The following is a 12,560-nucleotide window of genomic DNA, read 5'->3' as shown; positions in this document are numbered from 1 at the left end:
TAAAGTCTCACTCAGCGGGAAAGTCTCGGTGATCGGAAGGATCAAGCCGACCGGCTGGCCTGATGCGCTGATCGGCGCGTTTGACCAGTGCCGCCCGCTGGACGCCAACGCGCGACACTGCCATGCGAGTGCAGAGAGAGTTGATATGTCGTCCTGCAAATATCCATAACTCGCAGACATATACGATTTGCGCACGAAACACGGATTCGACAGTCGGCATTTGCCCGGAAAACATAAAAATTAACAGAGACTTAAGCAGTTTGGATACTTCTTGCACATAAGTATGACTTTATGTGGCGGTGGCTGTTTTGGGCTCGGGTCTTTCATATTCATTTGCTAGAGCCTTCAAAGGCTTTCACCGTCTCGGCAAGGACAGGGGCGGCAATGTGGCAATCGTCGTTGCCCTCACCTTGGTGCCGATGATCGTCGCAGTCGGCGCGAGCTTTGACTACATCAGGGCTTACAATGTCCGCCAGAGGATGCAGAGCGACCTGGACACGGCCCTGATCGCGGCGGTCAAAGAGATCGATACCGACGACGCCGTCGCTCTCAAGCAAAAGGTCTCCGACTGGTTTCACGCGCAGGTGGAAAACAGCTATACGCTTGGCGACATCAACATTGACACGTCAAACCATAAGATCACGGCGACGGCCAGCGGCACGGTTCCGACGACGCTGATGAAGATCGCCAACATCGACACCGTTGACGTCAGCGTGGCAAGCGCCGTCAAGGGGCCGGCCACCTCCTATCTCAATGTCTATATTGTCATCGACACATCGCCGTCGATGCTTTTGGCGGCGACAACGGCCGGCCAGGCGACAATGTATTCCGGCCTCGGATGCCAGTTCGCCTGCCACACCGGCGATGCACACACGATCGGCAAGACGAAATACGCCAACAATTACGAATACAGCAAGGCCAAGAGCATAAAGCTTCGCACCGATGTTGCCGGTGATGCCGTCAGAGACGTGCTTGACATGATCGACACGTCCGACAGCAATCATCAACGTATCAAGGTCGGATTATATAGTCTTGGTGATACCCTCACGGAAGTTCTGACCCCGACGCTCAGCACTGACACGGCGCGCAATCGCCTTGCGGACGCAAGTTACGGCCTTACCAGCGCGACCTCGAAGGCAGCCACCTATTTTGACGTGTCGCTTGCGACGCTCAAGCAGAAAGTCGGCACCGGCGGGGACGGAGCCTCCTCGGGCTCGCCGCTCAAGCTGGTTCTCCTGCTGACGGACGGCGTCCAGTCGCAGCGGGAATGGGTGACCGACAAAGTGACATGGAAAAACGGAAAGGCCACCTACGGAGCATACTGGAACAAGGTGGCGCCGCTCAATCCGGACTGGTGCGCCTACCTCAAAAACCAGTCCGCCACCATGGCGGTTCTTTACACCGAATACCTGCCGATCACCTCGGATTGGGGCTACAGCGCGACAGTCGGCTCGACCATGGCAAGCGCCAGCTGGAAGAGCACTTACGGCGGCACCATGCAAACCGGCGTGTCGAACAGCATCACCAGACGCGACTACATCCCCTATGCTCTTTCCGACTGCGCATCTTCCAAGAGCCTGTTCATATTCGCGTCCTCGTCGACCGAGATCACGGCGGGCCTGTCGGCGCTTTTCAACCAATATCTCGCATCCGTCCGGCTGACCCAATGAGGCAAGGGAAACGCTTCGCATCGTTGCGCCGCCTGCTTGGTGATCGCAAAGGGGTCGCTGCGATCGAATTTGCGATCCTGGCTCTGCCGCTCTTCATCATGATATTCGGCATTATCGAAGTGTCGCTGATGTTCTTCGTCAACTCGGCACTGGACGCGTCCGTGCACAAGATCTCCCGGATGATCCGCACCGGCGAGGTTGCGTCCTCCAACATCACGCTGGCAGACTTCAAGGCCAGAATCTGCAACGACATGCTTCTGTCGTTCAGCTGCTCCAGCGGTCTCCTGGTCAAGGTGATCGTGCTTTCCGACCTCTCGTCCGCCGCCAGTACCGACCCCATCGACGACAGCGGCAATCTCGCTGTCAGCGAGACCTATGATATCGGTAAGGGCAGCGACTACATCCTGGTTCAGACGTTCCTGCCATGGACAGCCGTCGTCAACTTCTTCAGCCTGTCGAGCGCCCAGCTTTCCGACGGTCGCTACCTCCTTGGATCTTCCGTTCTGTTCCGCAACGAGCCTTTCTGACATGATGAACCGGAGCCTGACCTTCTTTCGCCTTGCCCGATCCCGCGCCCGTCATCTCATGCACGACCGGTCGGCTGCATCGGGTGTGGAGTTCGCGCTGGTGTTGCCGATCCTGGTGATGCTGCTGTTCGGCACCGTCGATCTCGGCCATGCGCTCACAGTCAGCCGGAAGATAGATGAGATCGCCTCTTCCACCGGCGATATGATTTCACAGCAGGGCTCCTGGACGAAGTCCGACGTCGCCAAGCTTCTCTCCGGCGCCAGCTTTATCCTGCAGCCCTATGACACGACCGGGCTGACGATCACCGTCGCGGTGGACGATATCGCCAAGAGCGGCAGCGCGACGGTCAACTGGTCTGCAGCACTCAACACCTCCGCACTTAACTCCGGCTCGGCGAGCACGATCGAGGTCCCTTCGGAGATCCAGGATGACGGTGTGCAGGTGGTGCTGACCAGGGTGCAGTACACATTGACGACGCCAGTCTCGGCGTTCTTTTCAAATTTCACCGGGCAGAATGGCTACAGCTTCGATCGCCATTACTTCAATCGCCCAAGGGTCGGCGACAAGATCACTTACAACTAAAGCTCCAGGATCTGTCGAATTGGGCTGGAGGCTTCCGCGAGTTTGTGGAGATCGGCGATCGTCCGTCCGCCGAAGCGCATACCGGCTTTGGGGCAGACAGCATTGACCCGCAGCTTGTCGAGTGCATAGTCGCGGGCGAGGTTCTGGTGAAGGCGGCAACCGCCGCCTTTGCCGTCTTGTAGGCGATTTGGTTCGGCGCAGGGATGTCGCGCTAGGCCCGCTGCGGGCTGCGGAGTAGTCAAATGAAAATCGACAGTATCGGATTCGTCGGCACCGGCGCGATTACCGAAGCGATGGTTCGCGGGCTTCTCACTGAGCCGGCCTATGCCTCCGCAATTCACGTGTCTCCCCGAAGCGCTCACATCGCCGCGACGCTGGCCGACGAATTCGCCGCCGTCAGAATTGCCAAGGACAACCAGGACGTCGTCGAGCGCAGCGACATGGTGTTCCTGGCGATACGGCCGCAGGTCGCCGAGGAGGTCGTGCGCGCGCTATCGTTCAGGAATGGCCAAATGGTCGTCAGCCTCGTTGCGGCGACGGAGCGCCAGGCCCTCTTGGAATGGATCGCCGCCGACGTGCATCTGGTGCAGGCGATTCCCTTGCCCTTCGTCGCCGACCGGCAAGGCGTCACTGCCATTTATCCGGCCGATACCGCCGTCGCAGCGCTTTTCGATGCGCTCGGAACGGCTGTTCAATGCCAGTCGAGGAAGGAATACGATCTTCTCGCGGCAGCGAGCGCAATGATGTCGACCTATTTCGGCATCATGGAGCAGGTTGCCGTCTGGCTGGAAAGAAGCGGCCTCGAAAAAGCGAAGGGACAGGCCTACATCGCCCCGCTCTTTGCAAGCCTCGCGCAGAAAGCAAACAGCCCCGGCAACGAACCGTTCAGCGCGCTGAGCCGCGAATTCGCGACCAAGGGCGGACTGAACGAGCAGGTTTTCTCCGACTTCGAGAAGAAGGGCGGCCTTGCCGCGCTGGCCGCTGCACTCGACGGGGTGCTTGCCCGCATCGAGGGCAAGAACTAGAAAGTCGGCGGCGTGCAGGCGCTGATGACCTCGCAGGGCACCGGTCCGACGCAGCGGAAGCGGTGCGGGCGCCGGCTTTCGAAATAATAGGCGTCACCCGCTCCAAGGATCCGCCGCTCGTCATCGACCGTCACCTCGAGCCTTCCCGAGAGCACGATCCCGCCCTCCTCCCCTTCGTGAACGAGGGGAACCTTTCCAGTGTCGGCGCCCGGCTGGTAACATTCCTTGAGTATTTGCAGGCTGCGCCCGAAGAGATTTTCCCCAACCTGCCTGTAGGAAATGGCGCCCTTGCCGATCTCCACCAGCTCCTCGGCCGCATAGAAGGCCTTCCTGGGACGCTTGGGCTCGAAGGCGAAGAATTCCGCCAGACCGATGGGAATGCCGTCCAGGATTCGCTTCAAGGCCCCGACCGACGGGTTGGAGGCGTTCGATTCGATGAGCGAGATCGTCGAGTTCGGCACGCCGGTGCGCTTGGCGAGCTCGCGCTGGGAAAGCTTATGGGCGATGCGGAGATGGCGAAGGCGGCTGCCGATGTCGACTGACATGATACGGTTCGTTTGTGTTGTCCAGAATATCCAAAATCATATCTTTCGATCTGTTTAATTTCAACGGCTTGCGCCGACAAAGAAAAGGACTTGCTTGAAAGGGAGGAATTGTCATTCTCGGCGCCATCCCAAAGGAGGCCAGGATGGACCAGCTCAGCAAAACGAACGCGCCCGTACTCGAAAATTTCTGGATGCCGTTCACCGCGAACCGGCAATTCAAGGCCGCGCCGCGCCTTTTGGCAGCAGCGGAGGGAATGTACTACACCGACATCGATGGACATCAGGTGCTTGACGGCACGGCCGGTCTCTGGTGCTGCAATGCCGGCCACGGCCGCAAGAAGATCGCCCAAGCCGTCGAGCGACAGCTTGCGACACTGGACTATGCGCCGACCTTTCAGATGGGGCATCCGATCGCCTTCGACTTCGCCGCGAAATTGGCTGCGAACGCGCCGGGCGGTCCGCAAGCCAAGCTCGACAGGATCTTCTTCACCGGCTCGGGCTCGGAATCGGTCGATACGGCGCTGAAGATCGCCATCGCCTATCAGCGGGCGATCGGCCAAGGCACCCGCACGCGGATCATCGGACGCGAGAAGGGATATCATGGCGTCGGCTTCGGCGGCATTTCCGTCGGCGGTCTCGTCAACAACCGGCGGGTCTTCCCTCAAATACCGGCCGACCACATGCGCCACACGCTCGACGTCGAGCGTAATGCGTTTTCAAAGGGCCTTCCCGCCCACGGCGTCGAACTGGCGGACGATCTCGAGCGGCTGGTGCAGCTGCACGGCGCCGAAACAATCGCGGCTGTTATCGTCGAGCCGATGTCGGGATCGGCGGGCGTGGTCCTGCCGCCGAAGGGCTATCTGGAGAAGCTGCGTGCGACGGCCGACAAACACGGCATCCTGCTGATCTTCGACGAGGTCATCACCGGTTTCGGCCGTCTCGGTACGCCTTTCGCGACCGACTATTTCGGCGTCGTGCCCGACCTCATCACCACGGCAAAGGGCATCACCAACGGCACGATCCCCATGGGCGCAGTCTTTGCCAGCCGCAAGATCTACGACGGGCTGATGGTCGGACCGGACAATGCGATCGAGCTTTTCCACGGCTATACCTATTCCGGCCATCCGGTCGCCTGCGCAGCCGGTCTCGCTACGCTGGAGATCTACGAGGAGGAAGGCCTGCTGACGCGCGCATCCGACTTGGCCGAGTACTGGCAGGAGGCCCTCCACTCACTGAAAGGCCTGCCTCATGTCGTCGACATCCGCAATCTCGGACTGGTCGGCGCAGTCGAACTGGCTTCTCGTGACGGGGCGCCTGGAACCCGCGCCTATGACATCTTCGTTGACTGCTTCAACAAGGGCCTGTTGATCCGGGTAACCGGCGACATTATTGCCCTCTCCCCGCCGCTCATTATCGAGAAAAGCCAGATCGACACGATCGTTTCGATCCTCAGCGACGCCTTGAAGCACGCAGCATAGACCCGCACGGCTTGCCGTTCCCGCCGGCGATCGGACACCTGGTTCATCGTCGGCGGAACCATCCGGCACGTTGAAATGGAGCTCAGCGCTTCAATGTCTGTGACGGCAGCTGGCCGAAACGCTTTCTGTATTCGGCCGCAAATCGCCCCAGATGCGTAAAGCCCCATCTCAGGGCGACGTCGGCAATGCCTTGGTTGGCATTAGAATCGAGCAAATCGCGATGGGCGGCGGCCATCCGAAGGTCCTGCAGGTAGGACATTGGGGTCGTATTCCTGAACTGCCGGAAACCTTGTTGCAAAGTCCGAACGCTTACCTTGGCTGCCATCGCGATGTCGCTGAGCGAAATCGGTTCGGCGATGTGTTCCTGCATGAAGTCGATGGCCCATTTCACATGGCGTGGAGCCGGTGCCGGAGCGGGGAGCGCAAGCTCGTTCGAATAGCGATTGGGGCAGGTCTCCAGAAGCAGATAGATCGCCGCGTCGCAGAGCGAGCTGGCGGCCAGCGGCGACCGTTGTAGCGGTCCGTTCCCGCTGAGGCCGCGATGGAGGCTCGAGACAATTTGCTGCAACACGAGCCCCGGGCCGCTCGTCAGATCGATGTGAGGATGAAAATCGATGTCGCCGCTGATCGTTCTCTCGAACATATGCGTGAGGTGACTGACGATCTTCGCCTGATCGACGAACAGGCCGAAGTGACGGCGTGGCCCAAACAGCCGGGCACCGGCGGCGCGACCTGCCTCCAGGATCGTACCGCGGGCTGGAACCGAATAGATTTGCTCCCGCATGCCTTCGAAAGATGCGTTTCCTTCCATCGGCATAAAAACGATCATCCTGTCGCTGGGCGCCTCACGCCTGATCAGGATTGTGCCTTCGTAGGTGCAGTCGGCTACCGTTACCTCTTCTCCCACGGAAACGAAATTGCAGCGGTATGCAATCGGCATATTGCCTTCGGCCGCAACCTTGATCGGGGAGTTCGGCGTCGACAATATTTCCGAGAGCTCGTCCGGGTCTGTTCCGCTGTGTGCCGTCTCCCGAAACGACATGCCCTGCTCCGCCAGCTGTCGGGTGAGGCCGCCGTTGTTCCGGATATGAGAATTGACCGACATTCGGGACCTCTGAATTCGATTTACACAATGATGGTGGACTTGCGCAATCATGCTCATCTTGTTTGCGTTGCCAGGACAGGTTCAGCCGTAGCGGTTGATTGCGAGATCCTTTGCGTCGATTTCCGGCCGGCCGCCGCTGACGAGATCGCTGATGAGCCGGGCCGAACCGGTGCTCATGGTCCAGCCGAGTGTGCCGTGACCGGTATTGAGAAACAGGCCGGCAACATCAGTCCCGCCGATGACCGGCGTGCCGTCAGGCGTCATCGGACGCAGGCCGGACCAGAATGAGGCCTTGGAAATATCGCCTCCGGGGAAGAGATCGGTGACCGAATATTCCAGCGTGCTGCGGCGGGCGAGGCCAAGGTCATTGGTGTAGCCTGATATTTCGGCCATGCCGCCGACACGGATGCGGTCGCCGAGCCGGGTGATCGCGATCTTGTAGGTCTCGTCCATGACGGTCGATTCCGGCGCGCGTGACGCATCGGTGATCGGGATGGTGAGCGAATAGCCCTTGACGGGATAGACCGGCAGCCTGATGCCGAGCGGCTTGAGCAGCAGCGGCGAATAGCTGCCGAGCGCGACCACCACCGCCTCCGCGCTCATCCGCTCACGATCGGTGATGATCCCGCGCACCCGGCCGGCCTCGACATCCAGCGCCTTGATCGTCGCCCCGTAAGCGAAACGGACGCCGAGCGCCTCGGCTTTGGCCGCCAGCGCGTTGGTGAACTTGAAGCAGTCGCCGGTTTCGTCCTTCGGCGTCAGCAGACCGCCGACAATCTTGTCGCGCACATGCTTCAGTGCTGGTTCGAAGCGGATGCAGCCGTCCCGGTCCAGCACCTCATAGGGAATGCCGTCGGCAGCCAGCGCCTTGACATCCTTTGCCGAGGCATCGAGCTGCTGCTGCGTGCGGAACAGCTGCAGGGTCCCCTGCATGCGTTCGTCATAGGCAATGCCAGTCTCGGCGCGAAGATCAGCCAGCGCAATGCGGCTGTAATCGGCAAGGCGCAGCATGCGACTCTTGTTGATCGCGTAGCGCTCGGAGGTGCAGTTCGACAGCATCCTGGCCATCCAGGAGAGCATGGCCATGTCGAGTTTCGGGCGCAGGATGAGCGGCGCATGTTTCATGAACAGCCACTTCATGGCCTTCATGGGAATGCCGGGCGCCGCCCATGGCGAGCAATAGCCGAAGGAGACTTCGCCGGCATTGGCAAAGCTCGTCTCCAGCGCCGGACCCGGCTGCCGGTCGACGACCGTGACCTCATGGCCGGCCTTGGCGAGCTGATAAGCGGATGTGACGCCGACGATGCCGGCTCCTAGAACGATGACTTTCATGATTTTCCCCATGATGGAGCCGCCGGCTCTTAGCGATATTGCCTGTCGTAACGATCGCCCAGGCCGGTTAGGATTTCGTAAGAAATGGTGCCGGCGTCTCGAGCGATGTCGTCGAGCGTCTGATGGCAGCCAAGCACTTCGACGAGACTGCCAAAGGTCAGCGCGCCTTCGGGCAGTGCTGATACGTCGACGGTCGCGCTGTCCATCGACACGCGGCCGACGATCGGCAGGCGGATGCCCTTGAAATAGACGGCGCCGCGGTCGCTGAGGCAACGCGGCAGGCCATCGGCATAGCCGGCGGCAATGGTGGCGAGACGCGTTTCCCGTTGCGTCACATGCGCGCCGCCATAGCCGATCTTCGCACCCGCGGGCACAGTGCGCCTCTGCACGACGGCGACATTGAGGCTGACGACCGGCTCCATCGGGTTCTTCTCGCCGGCGTTCGGAGCGCCGCCATAAAGCGCGATGCCCGGGCGAGCGAGCACGCCGTGATAGGCGTGGCCCAGGAAAACGCCGCCGGAATTGGCGAAGGAAACATCGAAGCCGGGAAATTCCTCGGCGATGCGGGACATCTCGGTAAACTGCTCGCCGTTCTGCTCGCTGTCGATGTCATCGGCCGAAGCCAGATGGCTCATGATGAACAGGATTTCGACATTGCTGCCATCGCGAAGAGCCGCCGCCAGCTCTGCTCGCTCTTCCCGGGGAAAACCGAGCCGCGACATGCCGGTGTCGAACTGCAGGACGGCTGGCAGGCAGCGCTTCAGAATGCGCGCAGCCGCCGACCATTGCCGCCACTGCGCCAGTGAATTGAGAACCGGGACAATGCCCATCTCGGCGCAGGCGATCTCGTTGCCCGGCTGCAAGCCGTTCAGCACGAAAATCTGGGCGTCGTGCGCAAGTGCCGGCCGGAGCCTCACGGCCTCGACAAACTGGGCGACGAAGAAATGCCTGCAACCTTCACTGTGAAGCGTTCTCGCCACCCGCTCAGCGCCAAGGCCATAGGCGTCAGCCTTGACGACGGCGCCGGCGCGGACCGGCGCCAGCATCGATACGAGCTTGCGATAGTTTCGGCCAAGGGCGGCAAGATCGATTGTCAGATAACCCGTGGCTCCCTGCGTGGTCGTCGCAATGCGTGTGCGGGAAACCAAAATATCGCTATCCATGTCCACCCCTTTTCGATCTCAGGAAGTTTATGAAATAATGAGCGAAATTGCCGATCATTCAGTAGTTGATTATTGCATGATCTGCCTGTTATCCGCATAATCGATAAAAATTTGGAATGATCCACTATGCCCGCTCTCGACGCCATCGATCGCAATATCCTGAGACTGCTGCGCCTCGATGCCCGCATGAGCAATGCCAAGCTCGCCGCCGAGATCGGTCTCTCTCCATCCGCCTGTCTCAGGCGCATCAAGATCATGGAAAAATTAGGCGTGATCCGCGGCTATACGGTGCTGGTAGACACCGGCAATGCGGATGAGATGATCGCCGTGATCATCAACATCACTCTCGAACGACAAACGGAAGACTATCTCGACCGCCTGGAGGCGGCGGTACGCCGGCATCCCGAGATCCGCGAATGTTTTCTGATGACCGGCGGTTCGGATTACCTGCTGCGCGTGGAGGTCGCCAATGCCGGCGAGTTCGAGCGGATCCACAAAGAGATCCTGTCGACCTTGCCCGGCGTCCTCAGGATTCATTCCAGCTTCTCGATCCGCAATGTTCTGGCGACCCGCACGAGGGGCAGACGCTGAACCGCGGCCACCAGGCGGCGGCCTGACTGCCTGCCACTAAGAGCCAGTCTTCTACTGCGCCGACAGGCCAGCCCCCGTGCCGCGCCCTAAAAAGTCAGCTGTACCTTGCAGGCGGCCGCACGGTCGCCAGCGAGCGTGAAGGCCGCGTTGGCTTCTTCGAGCGGCAGGCTATGGCTGATGATCGGCCGCACATCGATCTTGCGGCTGGAGATCAGCTCGACGGCCGTACCGAACTCCTCGTGGAAGCGCTGCGTGCCGTGAAGTTGAAGCTCCTTGCCGACGATGGCGTTGAGCGGGATCGGCACGTCTCCCGTGACGCCAACCTGCACGATTGTCCCACGCGGCCTGATGGCGGCAATCGCGCCGCGGATGGCCGGAGCGGCGGCCGAGCATTCGAAAACGAGATCGAAATAGCCCTTTCCCGCCTCGTATTCAGCAAGCGCCTGGGCATTCTTGGAAACATTGATCGTGCGGGTGGCACCCATGGCTTTTGCCCTGTCCAGCGCTGCGTCGGCGAGATCTGTGACCACGATCTCGCTTGCGCCGTGATAGGAGGCAACGGCAACCATCAGGGCGCCAATCGGGCCGGTGCCGGTGACCAGCACGCGTTTGCCTGTGATATCTCCAGCGCGCGATGCCGCGTGCAGGCAGACCGAGAGCGGCTCGCTGCAGGCCGCCTCCGCCGCAGGTGTCGCAGCTCCGACCGCAAAGCATTGCCTGGCCGGCACCACCAGCCATTCCCGGAACATGCCCTGCTCATGCGGCAGGCGCATCGCACTGCCCATGAAGCGCATTTCCAGGCAGTGGATCGGCATGTTTTTCTGACAATATTCGCAATGCCCGCAGGGCTGGCTTGGATTGACCGCCACCAGCGTCCCGGCCTTCAGGTCGACCCCCTCGCCCGTCTGGCTCACAGTCCCCGAGGCCTCATGGCCGGGTATGATCGGTTCACGAACACGGACCGGCCCGAAACCGCCGTCCTGATAATAATGCAGGTCGGAGCCGCAAATCCCGGCGGCCGCCATTTTGAGAAGCACCTCGCCGGGACCGGGGGCCGCAACCGCGGCGGTCTCGATCCTGAGATCGCCCTTTTCGTAAAGCCGTGCCACACGTGTCCGCATCTTGCGCTCCTATCTTAGCAGCCCGAGTTGCTGCGGCAGCCACAGCGATACCGCGGGCACGAAGGTGATCAGGATCAGCGCCAGGAAGAGCGGCACCAGCCAGGGCAGGATCGCCATGGTCGTGCGTTCGACGGAGAGTTTCGCCACCCTCGACAAGACGAAAAGCACCATGCCGAGCGGCGGGTGCAGCAGACCGATCATCAGGTTCAGCGTCATGATGAGGCCGAACTGAACCGGATCGATCCCGAATTTCAGGACGATCGGCAGAAGGATCGGCACGAGGATGGTAATGGCGGCGATCGTATCCAGGAAGCAGCCGACGAAGAGCATCAAGAGGTTCACCAGGATGAGGAAAACCCATTTATTGTCGGTGATCGACAGGATCGCATCGGAGAGCAGCTGGGCGGCCTGGCTCACCGTCAGCAGCCATGCAAAGACCGATGCCGCGGTGACGATGAAGAGAACGGATGCCGTCGTCTCGATCGTATCGAAACTTGCCTTGGCGAGCGTTGAGGGCGTCATCGTGCGGTAACGCACCAGACCGAGGAACAGAGACCAGAGGACGGCTGCGACGGCAGCCTCCGTCGGCGTGAACCAGCCCATCGTCATGCCGCCGATCAGGATGACGGGCGTCATCAGCGCCATGACGGCGGAGAAGCGGAAATACCAGTCGAGGGCAAGAAGGACGAGAAGAGCAATGCCCGCTGCGGCATTCACTGACACACCTGCACGTATCATCAGATAGATGGCCAGCGGCACCGCCAGGACGACGACGATTTCCATCCCGGCCGACAGCAGCTGCCTCACATCGAACGGCGCGTCCGAGCCCCAGCGCTTCTTATAGGCGAAGGCGGCGACAGTGATCATCATCAGCAGTGTCATAACGATGCCGGGCAGGATGCCCGCCATGAAAAGAGCGCCGATCGAGACGTTCGCCATCATGCCGTAGATCACGAAAGGCAGCGACGGCGGGAAGATCGGGCCGAGCGTGGCTGACGCCGCCGTCACGCCGACCGCAGCCTCGACCGGATAGCCGTGATCCTTCATCGCCTTGATCTCGATCGTACCGATACCCGCCGCATCGGCGAGCGCCGTGCCGGACATGCCGGAGAAGATGACGGAACCGATGATGTTGACCTGCGCCAGACCGCCCTTCATCCATCCGACGAGAGCCACCGCAAAGGAATAGATGCGGCCGGTGACACCGGCCGAGTTCATCAGGTTGCCGGCGAGGATGAAGAACGGCACGGCAAGCAGCGGGAAGCTTTCGACGCCGGCGATCATGCGCTGGGCGACAATGATGTCGGGAGCGACACCGTAAAGGACGATGTAAAGCACAGATGCGACGGCCATCGAGATGGCAACGGGCACCCCGACCAGCATCAGCACCAGGAACGAGCCAAGAAGCAGCAGCATCAGA

General features: G+C 60.8%; 12 protein-coding genes. 6 read left to right on the top strand and 6 right to left on the bottom strand.

Going from position 1 to position 12,560, the window contains the following annotated elements; genetic code table 11:
* The first annotated feature begins 308 nt into the window (after nucleotides 1-308).
* The 4 genes from HFO71_RS26425 (at nucleotide 309) to HFO71_RS26410 (ending at nucleotide 3,805) form a co-directional block, all read left to right on the top strand.
* The gene (locus tag HFO71_RS26425) at nucleotides 309-1,670 is read left to right on the top strand and encodes a TadE/TadG family type IV pilus assembly protein (protein ID WP_221985502.1); all 1,362 of its coding nucleotides are present in this window, start codon (nucleotides 309-311) and stop codon (nucleotides 1,668-1,670) included.
* Complete coding sequence (locus HFO71_RS26420) at nucleotides 1,667-2,197, top strand: TadE/TadG family type IV pilus assembly protein (protein WP_168340785.1); 531 nt, start codon at nucleotides 1,667-1,669, stop codon at nucleotides 2,195-2,197. The genes HFO71_RS26425 and HFO71_RS26420 overlap by 4 nt, the downstream gene beginning before the upstream one ends.
* 1 nt (nucleotide 2,198) lies before the next feature.
* On the top strand, nucleotides 2,199-2,780 hold the full coding sequence (locus HFO71_RS26415; protein WP_168340784.1) for a TadE/TadG family type IV pilus assembly protein: 582 nt from the start codon (nucleotides 2,199-2,201) through the stop codon (nucleotides 2,778-2,780).
* 242 nt (nucleotides 2,781-3,022) lie between these two features.
* Nucleotides 3,023-3,805 carry a pyrroline-5-carboxylate reductase gene (locus HFO71_RS26410; RefSeq protein ID WP_221985453.1) on the top strand — a complete coding sequence of 261 codons (783 nt, stop codon included), beginning with the start codon at nucleotides 3,023-3,025 and terminating at the stop codon, nucleotides 3,803-3,805.
* On the opposite strand, the gene HFO71_RS26405 is transcribed toward HFO71_RS26410, so the two are convergent.
* Nucleotides 3,802-4,350, bottom strand: a complete 549-nt coding sequence (locus HFO71_RS26405) for a cupin domain-containing protein (protein ID WP_131640977.1) — start codon at nucleotides 4,348-4,350, stop codon at nucleotides 3,802-3,804. The genes HFO71_RS26410 and HFO71_RS26405 overlap by 4 nt on opposite strands.
* A gap of 143 nt (nucleotides 4,351-4,493) precedes the next feature.
* Here HFO71_RS26405 and aptA point away from each other — a divergent pair, with 143 nt between their 5' ends.
* Nucleotides 4,494-5,828, top strand: a complete 1,335-nt coding sequence (aptA, locus tag HFO71_RS26400) for an omega-aminotransferase AptA (RefSeq protein ID WP_221985452.1) — start codon at nucleotides 4,494-4,496, stop codon at nucleotides 5,826-5,828.
* Nucleotides 5,829-5,910: 82 nt separating this feature from the next.
* Here aptA and HFO71_RS26395 read toward each other — a convergent pair whose 3' ends face one another.
* From HFO71_RS26395 to alr, 3 genes are all read right to left on the bottom strand, one after another.
* On the bottom strand, nucleotides 5,911-6,933 hold the full coding sequence (locus HFO71_RS26395) for a helix-turn-helix transcriptional regulator (protein ID WP_221985501.1): 1,023 nt from the start codon (nucleotides 6,931-6,933) through the stop codon (nucleotides 5,911-5,913).
* An 81-nt stretch (nucleotides 6,934-7,014) separates the two neighbouring features.
* On the bottom strand, nucleotides 7,015-8,265 hold the full coding sequence (locus HFO71_RS26390) for a D-amino acid dehydrogenase (RefSeq protein WP_221985451.1): 1,251 nt from the start codon (nucleotides 8,263-8,265) through the stop codon (nucleotides 7,015-7,017).
* Between the two features lie 29 nt (nucleotides 8,266-8,294).
* Entirely contained in the window at nucleotides 8,295-9,428 is a 1,134-nt protein-coding gene (gene alr / locus HFO71_RS26385; protein WP_221985450.1) for an alanine racemase, read from the bottom strand.
* Nucleotides 9,429-9,554: 126 nt separating this feature from the next.
* On the opposite strand from alr, the gene HFO71_RS26380 reads away from it, so the two are divergent.
* Nucleotides 9,555-10,019 (top strand): Lrp/AsnC family transcriptional regulator, encoded by a 465-nt coding sequence (locus HFO71_RS26380; RefSeq protein ID WP_168259621.1) that lies wholly within the window; start codon nucleotides 9,555-9,557, stop codon nucleotides 10,017-10,019.
* A gap of 86 nt (nucleotides 10,020-10,105) precedes the next feature.
* Here the strand turns inward: HFO71_RS26380 and HFO71_RS26375 are convergent, their stop codons facing one another.
* On the bottom strand, nucleotides 10,106-11,140 hold the full coding sequence (locus tag HFO71_RS26375) for an L-idonate 5-dehydrogenase (RefSeq protein ID WP_221982771.1): 1,035 nt from the start codon (nucleotides 11,138-11,140) through the stop codon (nucleotides 10,106-10,108).
* Between the two features lie 9 nt (nucleotides 11,141-11,149).
* Complete coding sequence (locus HFO71_RS26370; protein WP_025396983.1) at nucleotides 11,150-12,556, bottom strand: TRAP transporter large permease; 1,407 nt, start codon at nucleotides 12,554-12,556, stop codon at nucleotides 11,150-11,152.
* Between the last annotated feature and the right edge of the window lie 4 nt (nucleotides 12,557-12,560).

Origin of the sequence: Rhizobium laguerreae (genome assembly GCF_019778565.1) — a bacterium.
Classification (GTDB): Bacteria; Pseudomonadota; Alphaproteobacteria; order Rhizobiales; family Rhizobiaceae; genus Rhizobium; species Rhizobium laguerreae.
This window is presented reverse-complemented; position numbering and strand designations above follow the sequence as displayed.